The organism is Streptomyces longwoodensis (assembly GCF_001514125.1).
In the GTDB taxonomy this organism is placed as follows: Bacteria; Actinomycetota; Actinomycetes; order Streptomycetales; family Streptomycetaceae; genus Streptomyces; species Streptomyces longwoodensis.
The window spans coordinates 445,548-463,534 of the sequence record NZ_KQ948552.1 but is presented as its reverse complement, the minus strand read 5'-3'; the positions used below and the strand labels follow the sequence as shown (position 1 = coordinate 463,534).

At 74.5% G+C, this 17,987-nt stretch carries 16 protein-coding genes; 4 read left to right on the top strand and 12 right to left on the bottom strand.

Annotated elements, in window-relative coordinates; all coding sequences use genetic code 11:
* Window positions 1–30: 30 nt before the first annotated feature.
* From AQJ30_RS14305 to AQJ30_RS14295, 3 genes are all read right to left on the bottom strand, one after another.
* Window positions 31–1,032, bottom strand: a complete 1,002-nt coding sequence (locus AQJ30_RS14305; RefSeq protein ID WP_067233351.1) for a Gfo/Idh/MocA family protein — start codon at window positions 1,030–1,032, stop codon at window positions 31–33.
* 83 nt (window positions 1,033–1,115) lie between these two features.
* Window positions 1,116–1,892 carry an SDR family oxidoreductase gene (locus tag AQJ30_RS14300; protein WP_067233349.1) on the bottom strand — a complete coding sequence of 259 codons (777 nt, stop codon included), beginning with the start codon at window positions 1,890–1,892 and terminating at the stop codon, window positions 1,116–1,118.
* A 119-nt stretch (window positions 1,893–2,011) separates the two neighbouring features.
* Entirely contained in the window at window positions 2,012–3,178 is a 1,167-nt protein-coding gene (locus tag AQJ30_RS14295; RefSeq protein WP_067233347.1) for a phytanoyl-CoA dioxygenase family protein, read from the bottom strand.
* 189 nt (window positions 3,179–3,367) lie between these two features.
* Between AQJ30_RS14295 and AQJ30_RS14290 the strand changes: the two genes are divergently transcribed.
* Window positions 3,368–4,399, top strand: coding sequence for a LacI family DNA-binding transcriptional regulator (locus AQJ30_RS14290; RefSeq protein WP_067233345.1), 1,032 nt, complete (start codon window positions 3,368–3,370; stop codon window positions 4,397–4,399).
* A gap of 31 nt (window positions 4,400–4,430) precedes the next feature.
* Here the strand turns inward: AQJ30_RS14290 and AQJ30_RS14285 are convergent, their stop codons facing one another.
* Window positions 4,431–5,009: a TetR/AcrR family transcriptional regulator gene (locus tag AQJ30_RS14285; protein ID WP_067233343.1), complete on the bottom strand. Its 579-nt coding sequence runs from the start codon at window positions 5,007–5,009 to the stop codon at window positions 4,431–4,433.
* Window positions 5,010–5,140: 131 nt separating this feature from the next.
* On the opposite strand from AQJ30_RS14285, the gene AQJ30_RS14280 reads away from it, so the two are divergent.
* Window positions 5,141–6,637, top strand: a complete 1,497-nt coding sequence (locus AQJ30_RS14280; RefSeq protein WP_079084025.1) for an MFS transporter — start codon at window positions 5,141–5,143, stop codon at window positions 6,635–6,637.
* Between the two features lie 140 nt (window positions 6,638–6,777).
* Here AQJ30_RS14280 and AQJ30_RS14275 read toward each other — a convergent pair whose 3' ends face one another.
* From AQJ30_RS14275 to AQJ30_RS14245, 7 genes are all read right to left on the bottom strand, one after another.
* Window positions 6,778–7,602: a DUF1684 domain-containing protein gene (locus AQJ30_RS14275; protein ID WP_067233341.1), complete on the bottom strand. Its 825-nt coding sequence runs from the start codon at window positions 7,600–7,602 to the stop codon at window positions 6,778–6,780.
* 23 nt (window positions 7,603–7,625) lie between these two features.
* A complete protein-coding gene (locus tag AQJ30_RS14270) occupies window positions 7,626–8,552 on the bottom strand; it encodes an LLM class F420-dependent oxidoreductase (protein ID WP_067233340.1) in 927 nt (308 codons plus the stop codon).
* 5 nt (window positions 8,553–8,557) lie between these two features.
* Window positions 8,558–9,958, bottom strand: a complete 1,401-nt coding sequence (locus AQJ30_RS14265; protein WP_067233338.1) for an NtaA/DmoA family FMN-dependent monooxygenase — start codon at window positions 9,956–9,958, stop codon at window positions 8,558–8,560.
* Window positions 9,955–11,055, bottom strand: coding sequence for an LLM class flavin-dependent oxidoreductase (locus AQJ30_RS14260; protein WP_067233336.1), 1,101 nt, complete (start codon window positions 11,053–11,055; stop codon window positions 9,955–9,957). Before AQJ30_RS14260 ends, AQJ30_RS14265 begins: the two co-directional genes overlap by 4 nt.
* Before the next feature lie 370 nt (window positions 11,056–11,425).
* On the bottom strand, window positions 11,426–12,502 hold the full coding sequence (locus AQJ30_RS14255; protein ID WP_067233335.1) for an LLM class flavin-dependent oxidoreductase: 1,077 nt from the start codon (window positions 12,500–12,502) through the stop codon (window positions 11,426–11,428).
* 801 nt (window positions 12,503–13,303) lie between these two features.
* Window positions 13,304–14,041, bottom strand: a complete 738-nt coding sequence (locus tag AQJ30_RS14250) for an SGNH/GDSL hydrolase family protein (protein WP_245726918.1) — start codon at window positions 14,039–14,041, stop codon at window positions 13,304–13,306.
* A gap of 384 nt (window positions 14,042–14,425) precedes the next feature.
* A complete protein-coding gene (locus AQJ30_RS14245) occupies window positions 14,426–15,601 on the bottom strand; it encodes a PP2C family protein-serine/threonine phosphatase (protein ID WP_067233333.1) in 1,176 nt (391 codons plus the stop codon).
* A gap of 409 nt (window positions 15,602–16,010) precedes the next feature.
* Here AQJ30_RS14245 and AQJ30_RS14240 point away from each other — a divergent pair, with 409 nt between their 5' ends.
* Window positions 16,011–16,535, top strand: a complete 525-nt coding sequence (locus AQJ30_RS14240) for a serine hydrolase domain-containing protein (protein ID WP_079084024.1) — start codon at window positions 16,011–16,013, stop codon at window positions 16,533–16,535.
* 261 nt (window positions 16,536–16,796) lie between these two features.
* Window positions 16,797–17,087 carry a hypothetical protein gene (locus AQJ30_RS38420; protein WP_159052324.1) on the top strand — a complete coding sequence of 97 codons (291 nt, stop codon included), beginning with the start codon at window positions 16,797–16,799 and terminating at the stop codon, window positions 17,085–17,087.
* A gap of 88 nt (window positions 17,088–17,175) precedes the next feature.
* On the opposite strand, the gene AQJ30_RS14235 is transcribed toward AQJ30_RS38420, so the two are convergent.
* The gene (locus tag AQJ30_RS14235; RefSeq protein WP_067233332.1) at window positions 17,176–17,886 is read right to left on the bottom strand and encodes an SDR family NAD(P)-dependent oxidoreductase; all 711 of its coding nucleotides are present in this window, start codon (window positions 17,884–17,886) and stop codon (window positions 17,176–17,178) included.
* Between the last annotated feature and the right edge of the window lie 101 nt (window positions 17,887–17,987).

Below are 17,987 nucleotides of genomic sequence, written 5' to 3'. Positions count from 1 at the left end.
GGGCCGTACCGGCTCGCCGTCGGCACACCGTCAGGCGCCGCGCACCTCCGCGATGGTCACCGGCCGGTGCTCGTGCAGCGACAGCGTGCACGCCTCCGCGATCCAGCCCGCCTCCAGCGCGTCCTCGATCGTGCACGGGGAGGGCGTGCCGGCCACCACCTCGGTGAACGCGGTGAGTTCGGCGCGGTAGGCCGCCGTGAAGCGGTCCATGAAGAAGTCGTGCGGGGTGCCCGCCGGGAAGGTCACGCCGGGCTCCACCGAACGCAGCGGCAGCTTGTCCTCCAGGCCGACCGCGATGGAGTCCCGGAAGCCGTGGATCTCCATGCGCACGTCGTAACCCCGGCCGTTGTGCCGGGAGTTGGACACCACCGCGAGGGTGCCGTCGTCCAGGGTGAGGACGGCACCGGTGGTGTCGGCGTCGCCGGCCTGCCGGATGAAGTCCGCTCCCCGGTTGCCGCCGACGGCGTACACCTCGGTGACCTCGCGGCCGGTGACCCAGCGGATGATGTCGAAGTCGTGCACCGAGCAGTCCCGGAAGATGCCCCCGGAGGCGGCCACGTAGGCCGCGGGCGGCGGCGCCGGGTCGAGCGTGGTGGACCGCACCGTGTGCAGCGTGCCGAGTTCACCGCCGCGCACGGCGGCCCGCGCGGCGACGAAGCCCGCGTCGAAGCGGCGGTTGTAGCCGATCTGGATCGGCACGTCCGCGTCCCGCACGGCCCGCAGCACCTCGACGCCCTCGCGCATGGTCCGGGCGACGGGCTTCTCGCAGAACACGGGGACGCCGGCCGCGACGCCGGCGCGGATCAGGGCGGGGTGGGCGTCCGTGGCCGCCGCGACGACGATGCCGTCCACGCCGGCGGCCAGCAGGGCCTCGGGGGAGTCCGCGACCTCGGCGCCGAACCGTTCGGCGGCGGCCTTGGCGGCGTCCGCGAAGGGGTCGGCGACGACGAGCGAGTCGACGGCGTCGAGTCCGGAGAGGGTCTCGGCGTGGAAGGCGCCGATGCGGCCGAGGCCGAGGATTCCGATGCGCATGGGGTGCGGCTCCTGGGTGCGGGGTGAACGGGGTTCAGCAGGAGGAAGGGAGGGGCGCGGGGGCGCGGTCCGGCGGGGGCGGGCTAGTCGAGGCCGCCGAGGACGTTCTGGTCCCAGTCGATCACCGAACCGGTGACCACGCCCGACCGGTCGGACAGCAGGAACACCACGAAGTCCGCGATCTCGTCCGGCCGGCCCAGGGTGCCCATCGGCAGCGCGGCGGCGGCCCGCTCGCGCCAGTCGTCGCCCGCGCCGTGGAACGCCCGCTGGGTCGCGTCCTCGCCCTCGGTCGCCGTCCAGCCGATGTTCAGGCCGTTGATCCGGACCCGGTCCCAGCGGTGCGCGTGGGCCGCGTTGCGGGTCAGGCCCGCCAGCCCGGCCTTCGCGGCGACGTACGGCGCCAGGAAGGGCTGGCCGCCGTGCGCCGACGAGGTGATGATGTTGACGATCGTGCCCGGGGCCCCGCGGGCGACCATGTCGGCCACCGCCGCCTGCATCGCGAAGAACGGCCCCCGGAGGTTGACCGCCACGTGCTGGTCGAACAGCTCGGGCGTGGTGTCCAGCAGGGTGCCGCGTGCGGTGAGCCCCGCCGAGTTCACCAGGCAGTCGATCCGGCCGTGGGCCTCGACCACCCGGGCCACGGCGGCCTTGGCCTGACCGGCGTCGGCGAGGTCGGCCCGTACGTACGTCGCCGTGCCGCCCGCCGCCGTCAGCTCGGCCACCAGCGCCTCGCCGGGCTCCGGCCGGCGCCCGCTGACCGCGACCGCGGCGCCCTCGCGGACGGCCGCACGGGCGATCGCGGCGCCCACGCCCTGGCTGCCGCCGTTGACCAGGACGACCTTGTCGTCGAGAAGTGCCATCCGTGTCCCCAGTCCCTGTCTCCTGTACGTCCTGTACGCCGTGTACGTCTGTATGGGCTGTGTGGCCTGCATGCGCCGTGCGGGGTGTGCCGGCCGTGCGGGCGACGCGCCCGCGTCGCTCAGGCGGTCGGCCGGCTCCTGCGGCGCCGCGCTCCCGCGCGCAGCGCGTCCCGCAGGACCTCGGGGGTCCAGCGCTCCCGCAGGGCCCGCCGTACGGTGTCGGCCTGGGACGGCGGGGCCAGTCCCTCGACGGGCGGGTCGCCGTCCAGGTTGGTCGGGAAGGGGTAGCCCTCCGCGCAGGCGGCGACGACCCGCTCCAGCCAGGCCGGGTCCGCGCCCTCGTCGGCACGCTTGAGCAGCACCGGGTAGACGGCGTTGCCGACCGCCTCCCGGTCCACGGTCTCCATGGCCCGCCCGAACGCCGAGGACACCTGGAGCAGGTTGGCCGTGCGCCGTACGTCGGCGGTGACGTTGCTGCCCGCGGCGTGGAACACCGCCGGGTTGAAGAAGGCGGCGTCGCCCTTGGCCAGCGGCAGCTGGACGCGGTGCGCGTCGAAGTACTCCTGGAACTCGGGCAGCCGCCAGGCCAGGTAACCGGGCTCGTAGCGCTGGGAGTGGGGCAGGTACAGGGTGGGGCCCGACTCCAGCGGCATGTCGCCGTGGGCCACCGCGCCCTGGAGGGTCAGCACGGGGGACAGGCGGTGCACGTGCGCCGGGTAGGCGGCCGCGGCCTCGTCGGAGAGGAACCCCAGGTGGTAGTCGCGGTGCGCGGTCTGTGCCGCGCCGCCCGGGTTGACCACGTTGACCTGTGAGGTGACCTGGTAGCCCGGGCCGAGCCAGGCCGTGGAGACCAGGGCCAGGACGTCGTTGGCGTAGTAGTCGGCGAACGTCTCGGCGTCGTACAGGGCCGCCTTCTCCAGGGCGTTCCACACGCGGTCGTTGGCGCCCGGCGTCGCGAAGTGGTCGCCGGCCGTGGCGCCCGAGGCGTGCTGGTCGGCGATCAGCGCGTCGAAGACCGCCGACATCCGGTCCACCACCACCGGGTCGGGGAAGGCGCCCCGGACGACCACGACACCGGGGCCGTCGGACAGCGCCCGCACCAGCTCGGCGGAGGCCGCGTCGGGGTCGGCGGACCGCAGCCGCCCGCCGTCGTAGACGAGCACGTTCCGCTCGGCGGACTCGGCGTGCGGGTAGTCGGCGGGTTCGGTGGTGCGCTCGACCAGCGACCGGAAGGCGTCGAGGGAGCAGTCCTGCCGGGACAGCCGGGCGCCGGGGGCTCGGGACATCGTCGTCCTTTCGGTCGGGGGAGCGGAGCCGGAGCGGTGCGCTCACGGCGGCGGTCCCGTCACGCGGCCCGTACGGCCGCGGGACCGTGCGGGCTCTGTCATTCTTGTCAGTACAAACCCCTCGAACAACCGGCAGCGGGCCGTCAAAAACCCCTCAAGCCGACGGACCACACCGCCGAGGAGACCGCCGTGGGCCACCCCTTCCCCCTCCGCGAGATCGCACGTCAGGCGGGTCTCAGCGAGGCCACCGTCGACCGGGTGCTCAACGGCAGGGGAGGGGTCCGCCCCTCCACCGCGCAGGAGGTGCACCGGGCCATCGCCGACCTCGACCGCCAGCGCACCCAGGTCCGGCTGGTGGGCCGTACGTTCATGGTCGACATCGTGATGCAGGCGCCGGAGCGGTTCTCCACCGCCGTGCGCGCAGCCCTGGAGGCCGAACTGCCGTCGCTGCACCCGGCGGTGCTGCGCTCGCGCTACCACTTCCGCGAGACCGCCGAGGCAGCGGATCTGGTGCGCGTCCTGGACCGGATCGCCCGGCGCGGCTCCCAGGGGGTGGTCCTCAAGGCCCCGGACGTGCCCGAGGTGACCGCCGCCGTCGGCCGGCTGACGGCGGCCGGCATCCCCGTCGTCACCCTGGTCACCGACCTGCCGGCGAGCGCCCGCGTCGGCTACGTCGGCATCGACGACCGCGCCGCCGGGGCCACCGCCGCCTACCTGATGGGACAGTGGCTCGGCGACCGGCCCGGCCATGTGCTGACCAGCCTCAGCAGCGGCTTCTTCCGCAACGAGGAGGAGCGCGAGATGGGCTTCCGCGCGGTGATGCGCGCCCGGCACCCCGAGCGGGCCCTGGTCGAGATCGCCGAGGGGCAGGGCCTGGACGCCACGCAGTACGACCTCGTGCGGGCCGCGCTCGCCCGCGACCCGGAGATCCGCGCCGTCTACTCCATCGGCGGCGGCAACATCGCCACCCTGCGCGCCTTCGCGGACGTCGGCCGCGCGTGCGCGGTGTTCGTCGCGCACGACCTCGACCACGACAACACGCGGCTGCTGCGCGAGCACCGGCTGTCCGCGGTGCTCCACCACGACCTGCGCCAGGACCTGCGGGAGGCGTGCCACATCGTGATGCGCGCCCACGGCGCGCTGCCGCAGGCCGGGCCGTCCCTGCCGTCCGCGATCCAGGTGGTCACGCCGTACAACATGCCGCCGACGGCACCTGCCTGAGCCGCCCGTGCGGGCGGCCGGGACCCGGCGCTCAGCGGCGGGTGCGGACGCCGTCCAGGGCGATGGCCAGGACGCGGTCGCGCTGCTCGTCGTCGCTGAACTGGGTGGCGCTGATGCCGGCGACCATGCGCAGCAGGTCACCGAAGTCCATGTCCGGGCGGGCCTCGCCGGCCTGCTGGGCGCGCTCGAAGAGCGGGCCGCCCGCCGCGTACATCGAGTCCCGGCACGCGCCGAGGATCTCCGACTCGCCCTCCAGGGCCTCGCGCACCGCGCGCTTGGTCACCATGTAGCCCGCGAACCGGTCCAGCCAGGCGGTCAGGGCCTCCCAGGGCTCCCGGTCGGCGACCTCCACCGCCGCCTGGCACAGGGCGTCCACCTCGTCGGCGTAGACGCTCTCGAAGAGGGCGCGGCGGGTGGGGAAGTTGCGGTACAGGGTGCCGATGCCGACGCCCGCGCGCCGGGCGATGTCCTCCAGGGAGGCGTCCGCGCCGTTCTCCGCGAACGCCTCGCGGGCGGCGGCCAGCAGCGCGTCGAAGTTGCGGGCGGCGTCCTTCCGGTGCGGACGCTGGGCCGCGACGATCGCGCTGACGGGGAACGACGGGGTCGTCACGGTGCCTCCCAGGGGCGGTGCGAGTTGAACCGGAGGGGTGCCTCCGTTAGAGTGGAGGGGTACCTCCACTTTAGCAGTGCGGGAGGGCCGGCGCGTCCTGCGCGGCCCCCGCGCGTCCGGAGAGGCCCCTCATGCCCCGCACCTCCACCCGCCTCACCTTCGCGGTCCTCGCGACCGGTGCCGGCGTGTTCTCCATGCTCCAGTCGCTGATCGCGCCGGCCCTGCCGACCGTCCAGCACGCCCTGCACACCTCGCAGTCCACCGCGACCTGGGTGATGACGGCCTACCTGCTGTCCGCCTCGGTCTTCACCCCGATCCTCGGCCGGGTCGGCGACCTGATCGGGAAGAAGCGCACCCTCGTCGCGGTGCTGCTCGCCGTCCTGGCCGGCTGCCTGCTCGCCGCGCTCGCCCCGAGCATCGGCGTCCTCATCGTCGCCCGTGTCGTCCAGGGCATCGGCGGCGCGCTGTTCCCGCTGTCCTTCGGCATCATCCGGGACGAGTTCGCGCCCTCGCGCGTCCCCGGCAGCATCAGCAACCTGTCCGCCGTGATCGCCGCCGGCGGCGGTGTCGGCATGGTGGCCGCCGGTCCCATCGTGTCCGCGCTCGACTACCGCTGGCTGTTCTGGATACCGGTCGCCATCGTGGCCGCCGCGACCCTGATCGCCGTGCGCTACGTCCCCGAGTCCCCGCGCCGCACCGGCGGCCGGGTCAACTGGCTCGGCGCCGTGCTCCTCTCGGGCTGGCTGGTCGCCCTGCTGCTGCCGCTCAGCCAGGCGGGCGTGTGGGGCTGGGGCTCGGCCCGTGTCGTCGGCCTGTTCGCCCTCGCCGCCGCCCTGTTCGCGCTGTGGCTGACCGGCGAGGCCCGCTCGCGCACCCCGCTGATCGACCTGCGCGTGATGCGGCTGCCCGCCGTGTGGACCACCAACCTCGCCGCGCTGCTGTTCGGCGCCGGCATGTACGCCATCTGGTCGTTCCTGCCGGGCTTCGTGCAGACGCCGTCGGCCGCGGGCTACGGCTTCGGCGCCAGTGTCACCGCCTCCGGGCTGCTGATGCTGCCGATGCTCGTCGCGATGTTCGTCTCCGGCGTGCTCAGCGGCCGCCTCGAACCCCGGCTCGGCGCCAAGACGTTGCTGGTCTCCGGCGCCGCGTTCGGTGCGGTCGCCCTCGCCTTCCTCGCCCTGTGGCACGACGCGCAGTGGCAGATCGCCGTCGTTGCGGGCCTGTTCGGCTTCGGGATCGGCCTGGCCTTCGCCTCGATGGCCAACCTCGTCGTGGGCAGCGTCCCGGCCGAGCAGACCGGCGCCGCGACCGGCATGAACGCCAACATCCGCACCATCGGCGGCTCCATCGGCGCCGCGGTGACCGGCGTCCTGGTCACCGGCCGGCTCCAGCCCTCCGGCCTGCCCTACGAGTCCGGCTACACCCACGGCTTCATCCTGCTGGCCGTGCTGTGCCTGGCCGCGGCGCTGGCCGCGCTGCTGGTCCCGGTGCGCCGTGGCGCCGGCGGCCCGGCCGGGAAGGCGCCGCGCGCCGCCTCCGGGGCCACCGTGCCCCGACTGGCGGTGCCGGTGCGGTCGTCGCGGCCGGCGGAGACCGGTGAGCCGGTGGGTCCCACGCCCCGCGGCTGACTCCTACGAGCCGCCTGCCGGGACCGCCGCACGGGCCCCACCCGTGAAGAGAAGGGGCTCCCCGTCCCTCACCGCTCGTGAGGGACGGGGAGCCCCTGCCGTACCCGTCGGGGCCCGCCGCATCGGGCCCCGCCGTGCGGTCAGGCCCCGCCGCGCTCCCGCGGGATCTTCTGGCCGGCCTCGATCGCCACGGGCAGGCGGTTCTCCGCCGGGGGCAGCGGGCAGGTGGCCAGGTCCGTGTACGCGCACGGCAGGTTCGCGGCGCGGTTGAAGTCCAGGACCACCGTGCCGTCGGCCGCGGGCGGGTCGAGCGACAGCGACCGGTTGGCCGCGTAGGTGGTCACCCCGGAGGTCGCGTCGGTGAACAGCACCGACAGCCGGCCCTCGCCGTGCCCCGGGAACGCCGTCAGCGACAGCGGACGCCCCTCCCACTCGAACTCGACCCGCCCCGGCGCCTCGTACACGTGCTCCAGGCCCTCGACGGCGGCGCCCACGGTGGTGGGGCGGGGCGTGTCGAACGGGACGTAACGACCCGTCACCACCCAGCGCGGGTCGGGCGCGTAGGCGGGCGTCCCGGTGAACGCCGTGCGCAGCGGCGCGTCCGGGTGCCGGGGCCGCACGATGTCGTTGCCGCCGCGCCGGGCGACCTCGATGACGGCATCGCCCCAGACCGCGTCGACACCGCCGCGCTCGGGCAGCACGCCGAAGCGGTGCTCGCCGCGCACGGGGACCCCGTCGACGACCAGTTCCTCCTCGTCGTCGAGCCGGACGACGACTCCCTCGGGGCCGGTGTGCCAGGCGCCGGGCGCGTCCGGGAAGCGCTGCGGCCGCTCGTCCAGCCAGTGCAGGCTGGTGATCGCCAGGAAGCCGTGCGGCGCGGCGAGCCGGGCCTCCTGGGCGCGGTACCACTCCAGCCAGGTCTCGGTGAAGGTGTGCAGGTCCGTCGTGGTCGCTTCGGTGGTCATGCGTTCTCCTTCGTCGGGTGTGGTCAGCGGGCGGCCAGGTCACCGAGGAGGTCCCAGGTGCGCCGGCGGCCCGCGTCGCCCGCGGTCTCGGTGCCCGCGAACACGACCTCGGTGGCACCGGCGTCGCGGTAGCGCCGCACCTCGGCCTCGACGGTCCGCTCGTCGCCGATCACGGCGACGTCGGCGGCCCGGCGGGCCCCCGAGAGCTCGATGACGCGGGCGTAGGACGGGAACTGCTCGTAGAACGCCAGGCGTTCCAGGGCCTCGGCGCGCACCGCGTCCGCGTCGTCCGTGACCACGCCGAACACCAGCGCCACGACCCGGGGCGCGGGACGCCCCGCCGCCTCGGCCGCCCGGGTCAGCGCGGGCACGATGTGGTCGGCCAGGGCGCGCGGGCCCGCCAGGTACGGCAGGATCCCGTCGGCCAGTTCACCGCTGGCCCGCAGTGCCTGCGGGCCCATCGCGGCGACCAGCAGCGGCACCCCGCCCTCGGCCCCCGGCACCCGCGCCGGCAGCGGGGTGCGGGCGGTGAGCAGTTCGCCCTCGAAGTCCGCCGTGCCGTGCTCGGTCAACTGCCGCAGCGCGGTGAGGAACTCGCGCAGCCGGGCGATGGGACGCTCGTAGGGCAGGCCGAAGCCGGTCTCCGTGAGCGGCTTGGTGCCCAGGGCCAGCCCGAGGTGGTAGCGGCCGTGGGTCGCCGCCTGCGCGGTCTGCGCCTGGCTGGAGACCAGCAGGGGGTGGCGGCCGAAGATCGGGACCGCGGAGGTGCCCACGTGCAGCCCGGGCACCTCGCGCCCCACCAGCGCCGCCAGTTGGGGCGAGTCCGCCCCGAAGGTCTGGCCGAACCAGGCCGACCGCAGTCCCGCGGCCGCCGCCTCCTTGGCCAACTCCACGGTCGCGTCCACCTGGTTGGGCGCGTCGGACGCGTTGAGCGCCACTCCCACCGTCACGCCGCTCACCCGGCCTGACGTCGGTCGGCCGCCGACCGGTGGGTGAGGGGCTCGCGCAGGCCGAGGTGCTCGCGCAGCGTGGTGCCGGTGTACTCGGTGCGGTACACGCCGCGTTCCTGCAGCTCCGGGACGAGCAGGTCGACGATGTCGTCCAGCCCGTCGGGGATCAGGTACGGCGTGATGTTGAAGCCGTCGACGGCGCCGTGCCGCACGTAGTGGGCGAACGTGTCGGCCAGGCCCGCGGGGGTGCCCACGTGCCCGCGCTGCGGGCCCAGGGCGATGACCGTCTCGCGCAGCGACCAGCCGTGCGCCTCCGCCTCGGCCCGCCACCGGTCCACGACCGTGCGCGGGTCGGCGATGCGCCGGGAGCCGAAGGAGCCGTCGTTCTCGGCGACGACCGGGTCCTCCTTCGGCAGCGGACCGTCGGCGTCCCGGTCGGACAGGTCGATGCCCCACAGCAGTCCGGCGATCCCCAACGCCGTGGCGGGGGTGACCTGTTGCAGGCGCACCCAGCGCTTCTTCTCCTCGGCCTCCTCCTCGGTATCGCCGATGATGATCTCGGTGCCGGGCAGGATGCGCAGGTCGTCGTCGGGTCTGCCGACCGCCCGCAGCCGGCGCCGGATGTCCTCGGCGAAGGCCAGCGCGTCGTCGAAGTCGCCGCCGTGGGCGGAGAAGATGACGTCCGCGTTGCGGGCGGCGAAGTCGCGTCCGTCACCCGAGTCGCCGGCCTGGAAGATCACCGGGTGGCCCTGGGCGCTGCGCGGCAGGGTCGGGGCGAGGTCGACGTCGAACTGCGCTCCGCGGTGGCGGACCCGGTGCACGGCGCCCGGCCGCGACCAGGCGGGCGCGCCCGCGGAACCGGCGACCGCGTCGTCCTCCCAGCCGTCCCACAGCGCGCGGGCCACCGTCAGGAACTCCTCGGCGCGCCGGTAGCGGTCGGCGTGGTCCAGGTAGCCGCCGCGGCGGAAGTTGGCGCCGGTCCACGCGTTGTCCGTGGTCACCACGTTCCACCCGGCGCGCCCCTCGGAGAGCAGGTCGAGGCCGGACAGGCGGCGGGCGAGGTCGGCGGGCTCGTTGTAGGTGGAGTTGGAGGTGGAGACCAGTCCGATGCGCCGGGTGACCGCGGCCAGCGCGGCGAGCTGGGTGACGGCGTCCGGCCGGCCGGCCACGTCGAGGTCGTGGATGCGGCCGTCGACCTCCCGCAACCGCAGCCCCTCACCGAGGAAGAACGCGTCGAACAGGCCCCGTTCGGCGGTCTGCGCCACGCGGCGGAAGGAGGCCGGGTCGATCTGGGAGCCGCTCTCCGGGGCGGACCAGACGGTCCAGTGGTTCACGCCCTGGAAGAACACCCCGAAGTGCAACCGGGCGTCCGGCCGGGGGACGTCGAGGGGGTCGGTGCGGGTCATCGGGCGTCCTCCAGGGCGGCCGCGGTGGCGAAGCGGTTGGCGGGGCGCTCCAGACCGAGGGTCGAGCGCAGGGACGTGCCGGGCAGCGGGCGGGCGACCAGGCGCCGCTCCGACAGGGCCGGCAGGACGAGGCGGGAGAGCACGGGCAGGTCCTCGTCGAGCACCAGCGGCCGCAGCCGTACGCCGTCGACGTGGCGGCCCAACTCCGCCAGCAGGGAGACGAGGTGATCGGCCGGTCCGACGTGCCGCAGCCGGCCCCGGTCGGTCCACGGCGCGTGCCGCTCCAGGTCCGCGACCCGCTCGGCCCCGGTGGCGTCCGGCGTGTCCAGCGCCACCTCGACCTCGGCGAAGACCCGGGGCGTGCCCGCAGCCGCGGCGGCCGAGGCCACCGCGGCCACGTCGCGCCCGTCCACGAGGGCGACGTCGAGCAGGTCGGCGGACACCCGCTCCGGGCGGCCCAGGACGACGAGCTGGCCCTGCGGCGGGCGCGGCACGATCGCCGGTCCCTTCACGGCGTAGGTCTCCCCGGTGAAGTCGACGTAGTGCAGGCGGTCGCGGTCGAGGTAGCGGCTGGTGGCCACCGACCGGACGACCGCGTCGTCCTCCCACGAGTCCCACAGGGCCCGCGCCACCGTCACCCCGTCCCGCGACTCCCGGGCCCGTGCCTCGGCCCCGTCGACCGGCGGACGTCCCCAGGCGCGCGCGGCGCCGGGCTGCTCCTCCTCCGTCACGACCCACCCGGCACGCCCGGCGGAGATGTGGTCCAGGGACGCCAACTGGCTGGAGACGTGGAAGGGTTCGGCGTACGTGACGGGTACGACGGGCGCGATCCCGATGGTGCTCGTGGACGCGGCGACGAACGCCGCGCGCTCGACCGCGCCGATCCGGCCCACCGGGTCCGGGGAACCGCCGGGCGGCAGCACGCCGTCGTCGAGCGTGATCAGGGTGAACCCGGCGTTCTCCGCGACGGCGGCGACGCGGGCCACGCGGCGCGGGGTGAGCAACTGGTCGGGCGAGTGGGCGGCGCGGCGCCAGGCCGCGGGGTGGGCGCCGTCGCCGTCGAGCTCGACGGCGAGGTGCAGGGCGGGTCCGGACAAGGCGGTTCCTTCCGGGAACACGAGTCGCGCCGGTGCGGGCGGGGGACTCGGCGGTACGGGGCCACGGCGGGACGGCCGGCCGGTCGTCGGGACGTGCCGGCGGCGGGACGGACGCGACGGGGCGGGGTGGGAGAAGCCGGAGGCGTCAGGCGTCAGGCGTCAGGTGCCAGAAGCCGGACGCGGACGCGTGAGGTCGGGCGCGGCGCGTCACGCGCACGCGGTCAGACCCGGGCGGAAGGACAGACGGCGGACGAGGTGCGGCAGTAGTCGACGTGCCGCCGGATGATCAGCCGCGCACCCGTGCACGCACCCCGCGGTGCCGCGCCAGGTACGTCCATCGAGGGCCTCCACCCGCCAGGAACTTGTGGTTTCAACGTACGTGCTCGGCCCCGGCGGATGTCAAGGGCGCCCGCGGGGCGGGCACGCCCTCCCCGGCCGGCCGCCAGCCGAGTTCCGGTGCGACCAGGTGGCGCACGTCGTGCAGGATCTGCTCGTAGTCGGCCCGCCGGAACTCGTACGGCAGCTCCAGGCGCAGCTCGGACACCGTGCCGACCACGGGGTCCGCGGCCAGCCGCTCCAGGATCTGCTCGGCGGTGCCCACCAGGTCCGGGGCGAAGAGGGTGCCGCGCGGCCCCTGCGGCGCGAGGGTGCGCTCGTGGCGGCTCGCGGCGTAGGCGCGGTAGCGGGCCCGGGTGGCGGCGTCTGCGCCGTCGGTCGGCACGATCACCCGGCCCAGTGCCACCCGGGCCGCGGGGCGGCCGTCGCCCGGCGCGCTCCGGTAGGCGTCCAGCAGCGCCGCCTGGGCGGTGGTGAAGTCGTCGCCGCCCTCGCCGGCGACGATGTTGCCGGTGAGCAGGTTCAGGCCGTTCTCGCCGGCCCAGCGGGCCGAGCGCAGGCTGCTCGCGCCGTGCCAGACCCGGTCCACGAGCCCGGGGGCGTGGGGCTGGAGCCGGGGCCGCTGGACGTTGCCGGGCGAGTGGATCACCGTGTCCGGGTCGCCGAGGTAGTCGCCGCGCAGGTGGTCGACGACGCGGGCGATCCTGCCGTACGACAGGTCCAGCGAGCGCCAGTCGCCGTCGTGCACGACGTCGCCGAGGAGCTCGGCGTGCGGCATGCCGGTGCTGAACCCGGCCTGCAGCCGGCCGCGGGACAGGACGTCGGCCAGCGCCAGGTCCTCGGCCAGGCGGAACGGGTTCTCGTACCCGATGGGGATGACCGCGGTGCCCAGCTCGATCCGTGCGGTGCGCTGGCCGGCGGCGGCCAGGAACACGGCGGCCGAGCCGACGCCGTGCTCCAGGTGGCGCTGGCGGATCCAGGCGCCGTCGTAGCCGAGCCGCTCCCCGTACGCGAACAGCTGGAGCGTCTCCTCCAGGCCGGTGTACGGGTCGTCGTCGGCGAAGTTGCCCGGTGTCAGGAAGGCCAGGGAGGTGATCTGGGGTGTGCTCATACGGCGTTCGTCCTCACGGCGTGGTGGCCTCGGCGCGCGGAACCGGCGGCGGACCGGGCGTGCCGGGCCGGGGTGGCTCCCTGCGGCGGGGGAGGAGGGGCAACGGGAGCGCGGGGACCGTATGTGACGGAGTGTCGGATGCCGGTCGGTCGCGCGGAGACCCGGGTGCGGGGTCGCGGGGTGATCAGTGACTGGTGGCGCGACAGAGCGCGGCGGCGACCCGGACCAGGTCGACGCAGCGTCGGCAGGTCAGCGACGGGCGCGGCATGGGTCGATGCAAACACGGCCGGTCGCGGTCGTCAACGCGCCCTAGGCAAGGGAGACGTGCGGGGCGGGCGGGTCCCGCACCCCGAGATGCGTGGTGGACGCACCTTCCCGGGTGTGCTTTGATCCGCCCAGGGCGATCGTTGGTCGGTCCCTCCCGGCGCCGCTCGACCCGTTCTGGGCGAGCCGCCGTGCCGACCAGTTCGACCAGGTCTGTCGCTGACCCCGTCGACGGTGCCGCTGATGATGTGTCCGTCGACGACCGATCCGGCCGTGGCGCGCGGCTGACTGAAGCGAGGGTGCCGAAGTGCGCCGATCTGCGTGGTGGCGTGCCGACCGCCAGCTCCGCTTGCCGGATGGCGGTGGGCCGCGGGGCCACGAGCGGAGGCGGTTCGCTTCGTCCGGACAGTACGGGCGGCTGGTGCCAAAAGGATGGCGTCATGACGTGGCGAGACCGCCTGACCCGCGCGGAACTGGCCTCCGGCTCGTGCCGGAGGCCAGTGCGCTGGGGGCATCGGCCGGGTGAACGGGAGCGGGTCAGCTCACGTCGATGGCGTTCAGCATCGCTTCTTCGACGTGGTCGGCAGCGTTGCGGTGGCCGAGGGCGTTGGCGTGGACGAAGGACAGCTGGTCGGGGAGGGTGACGACGCCCTCGACCCACTTGCTGTCGTCGCAGACGCTGTGGTTCTGGGAGGGGGTGTAGAGGTCGACGAAGCCGGCCGCGTCCTGGGTGCCGGTCGAGTTGTCGATGGCCTCGTTGAGGGGTTTCAGGACGTCCTCGCGCAGCCAGTCCAGGTCGCCCTGGGTGATGGTGCCGAACTGCGTCAGGTCGCCGTAGCTGCACTTGGAGGCGTCGCGGGGGACGATCGTGGGGTAGCCGACGGCCAGGATCTTGGCGTGCGGGGCGCGCTCGTGGAGCACTTCGAGCATCCGGTCGTAGTCCTGGCGGACCTTCGTCAGGCGGGCCGGGATGCCGGCGCCCAGGGCGTCCTTGCAGGGGGTGCCCTTGCCGTCGCTTTCACCGCCCAGCTGCGGGCACTTCATGACGAGGTCGGCGAAGCCGAGGGTGTTGCCGCCCGCGCCGACGGTGATGACGTCGGTGTCGGCACCCACTGCCTCGGACTGGGGCGCTACCGCGGGGAAGGGGTAGTCCGGGTCCTCGGAGATCGGGGGCAGGTGGCGGCCGATCGGATGCTGGGGCGTGTCGGTGATGTCGTCGATGGTGGCGGCGCCGCAGCCAAACGACGCGGCTGTCTCGTTCTCGCCCTGCACCACCCACCGCTGGTCGGCAGGGGCCCCTCGCTCACCTGCTTCCGCGCCCAGCTCGCCGTGCACAGCCCGGGACCAGCATCGCCCGAGCCGCTGCAGCAGCCGTGGAAGCCGGGCCCTGCGGAACTGCGTCGTCGCAGGCTCTCGCCGCCCTGCCGAGTGCTCCAGGTGCCCGGTGTCCGATCGGGATCGCCAACGGCGGCGTCGGCCCTCACCGGCTCGTGCCGTGCGGACTGGCCGCAGGGGTGGGTGCGCGCCCCGACCCGCCCGTGCCCGTCCCCTTCCCAAGTGGGCCAGGACCCGCCGGCTCGGGGCGGGCGGTGGCGTGCGTGCCCTGGCCGGCTCAGGCCACGCCCCGGGGCCCAGCCCGCCGGACGACCGTCTAGCCGCTTACCGTGGCCGCGTGCGGCCGGCCGAGGCCTGCCGCGTGTCCGCGCCGGAGCTGACGTGCCGCAGGGTCTGCTGGGGCCCGTGCCAGTCCAGGCACATCACGGTGGCGTCGTCCGCGAGCCGGCCCCCGGCTGCGTCCAGGACCGCGGAGGTCAGCGCGTGCGCCGCCTCCCGCGGGTGCAGGTTGCGGGTGCGCTCCAGCAGGGCGGCCAGGTCGACCGTCTCCCCGTGGCGTTCGAGCATCCCGTCGGTCACCAGCAGCAGGCGGTCCCCGGCGCGCAGATCGAGGTCCTGGACCCGGTAGGGGTGGGGCATGGACACGGACAGCCCGAAGGGGTGGTCCGCCGCGCAGGCGACCGCTTGCGCCGTCCCGCCGCGCAGCCGCAGTGGCCAGGGATGGCCGGCGTTGACCATCTGGGCGCGGCCGGTGCGCAGGTTGATGCGCAGCAGCTGCCCAGTGGCGTGGCCGCGGCCGTGACCGGCCAGGGCCTGGTCGGCGCGGTGGGCCTGCTCCGCCAGGCCGGCCCCGGCGCGGCGGGCACCGCGCAGGGCGCCCACCAGCACGGTGGCGGCCAGGGCGGAGTCGATGTCGTGGCCCATGGGGTCGGTCACCGACACGTGCAGAGTGTCGCGGTCCAGGACGTAGTCGAAGGTGTCGCCGCTGAGGTCTTCCGAAGGCTCCAGGCTCCCGCACAGGGTGAACTGCGCCGCCTCGCACGACAGCGACGCAGGCAGCAGCTGGTACTGGATCTCAGCGGCCAGGGTAGGAGGCCTGGAGCGTTTGCCCCAGGTGTAGAGGTCGGTGAAGCGTCCGTTGGCGATCACGACGTAGGCCAGGATGTGGGCGGCTTCACCGACCTCCTCGAGGATGCCGGCGCCGGGATCGGCGGGCAGGAGCAGTTCCAGCAGCCCGATGGCGTCCCCCCGGTTGGTGACCGGCACGATCACTCGCTGCCCTCGGCCGGCCGGCTCCTGGAACAGCCGCTGGGTGCGGATCACCTGCTCGTAGACACTGCCGAACAGAGGAATCCGCTCCGCTTCCCGCCCGCCCTCCGCACCGGCGGCGGTGATCAGCCGCGCCACTGCCTGTCCCGTCAGGTCCACGATGAGGAAGGACACCTCCCTGGCCCCGAACCGCTGCCGCAGGTCCTCCGCGACCACCGCAACGGCGTCCACCGGTGCCGCCCTCTCCGCAGCAGTCAGCAGCCGCGAAAGCCCACTCTGCCCACCACTCACGATCACGGCCCCTTCCAGCGGCCCCGTCTCCAGCTTGGAAACCCTCACCCCATACGTCAATCCACGCGGACTACGCACAGGGCCCCACGTGTCCGAACCCGGGAGGACTGCCTGACGGCGGGAGGTCGTGGGGACGAACACAGCGGCCTGAAAGCAGCCGACCGGCGCGGTGCGGTCCGGCGGGCCGGCGACGGACAGCGGAGGCGTGGTCGGTGGGCGGGCCGGGACCGGCGTGGAGGCGGGTACGCCGTGCCTCCACGCACCCGCAGCCGTCGTGCAGTGGCGATGATTTCCGGGCGTGGGCGGAGTCGTACCCCCGTAGTTTCCCCGCCCACCGGAAGGTCGAACGATGAGCAGCACGCTGTACAAGACGCTGCGGCGACGTGTCGACGACGGGACCGTCCCCGGTGCTGTCGCCCTGGTCGCGCGCGGGGACGACGTCGAGGTGGTCACGGTGGGGTCGGCGGACACCACCGGCAGCGCCCCGATGACCCGGGAGTCGATCTTCAGGATCGCCTCGCTCACCAAGCCGGTCATGGCGGCCGGCCTGCTCACGCTCGTCGACGAAGGCCGCATCGCGCTGGACGACCCGATCGCCGAGTGGCTGCCGGAACTGGCGAAGCCGCTGGTGGTCCGCACACCGGACGGACCCGTCGACGACGTGGTCCCGGCGGAGCGGGCGATCACCGTGGAGGACCTGCTCAGCTCGCGCCCCGGCTGGGGCATCGCCCCGGACTTCTCACGGCCGGCCGTCCAGGCGCTGCTGACGGTTCAGGACCACAGCCGCCCCATGCGCAACTGGCCGGCCCCGGACGTCTTCCTGGCCCGGCTCGCCGAGGTGCCGTGGCGGTCATGCTCCGGTCGGGACATCTGACGGGGGACGCAGTGCCGCCACGCGACGGGGTTCGGGCCACGGCCAGCGCCTCCGCCCCGGCCGATTCGACACACCGCCCCCTTGCGCTGACACGCGGTCCCCTGCACCCCGGTCTGCTGCACCGCCCCCAGCCTGCCTCGCTGTGGGACCGTGTCCGTACGCGTGCCGGTCGCGTCATCGGTTCGATCATGTGGCAGGGCACTGCCCGCAATCAGCAACCAGCAACCAGCAACCAGCAACCAGCTCTGACAGGAGTCGGCCGTGAAGCGCATGGCATACCCGGTCCTCGTCGTCCTGACCGCCGTGGCGGGCACAGCTACCCAAAGCGTGCCGGCGGCCGCGGGAGGTGTTCTGCCGGTGGGCAACCCCGCGTTCGGCAACACCTGCCTGAACCACTCCCGCGCTTCGACCAGCGCCGTGTCAGGCACTTCGCACGCTTCGGGCGGCGGGAACGTGGGCCAGGTTCCTGCCGCTGCCCCTCACCAGTCCTGCGGTGGCAGCGACCTCGCACCGGCCGCCGGTCTCTTCAACCTCCTGAACGACGCGCAGTAGCACCTCAGCCCCCTCCACGTCGGCACGGTGGAAAGCCGCCGCACGGCCGGACGGCCGGCCAGGTCGGTCCCGTCCGCGCGGCCCTCCGTCACCAGGGCAACGGGCCGTTCACGTCGACGTACGTGCCGGTCGGACCGTCCGGGCCCAGCAGGGCCATGCGGACGATGACCTCGGCGCCCTCCTCGACGGTCTGGGTGCCCGCGTGCCCGTTGAGGTCGGTCGCGGTGAAACCCGGCTCCACGGCGTTGACGCGCAGCTCGGGGAACGCCTTCGCGTACTGGACGGTGATCATGTTCACCGCCGCCTTCGACGCGGGGTAGGCCACGCCCGGGTAGGCGAAGGCCGGGTCGCCCTCGGTGGTGACCCGGGTCAGCGAGGCGAGTCCGCTGCTGACGTTCACCACGACCGGCGCCGCGGACCGGCGCAGCAGCGGCAGGAAGGCGCGGGTCACCCGGACCACGCCGACGACGTTCGTCTCCAGCACGGTCCGCAGGGTGTCGGGGGTCAGGTCCGCCGGGCCGACGAACGCGTGGCCCTCGCCCCGCTCCTCGATGCCGGCGTTGTTCACGAGGACGTCCAGCCCGCCGCTCTCCGCCTCGACGGTCTTGGCCGCGGCGGCCACCGACGCGTCGTCGGTCACGTCCAGCAGGACGGCCCGCGCGCCCAGCCGTTCGGCCGCTGCACGGCCGCGCGCGGCGTCCCGGCTGCCGATGTAGACGGTGTGGCCCTCGGCGACGAGCCGGCGGGCGGTCTCGAAGCCGAGACCCTTGTTCGCTCCGGTGATCAGTGTGGTCGTCATGCGTCCAGCCTCGCGCCGGACGGCGGCCCGCGGCAGTGCCCCCGTGTTCCTGGGGGTGACAGGACCAGGCACGTCCGGCCGCGCGGAGACCTGGGCGCGGC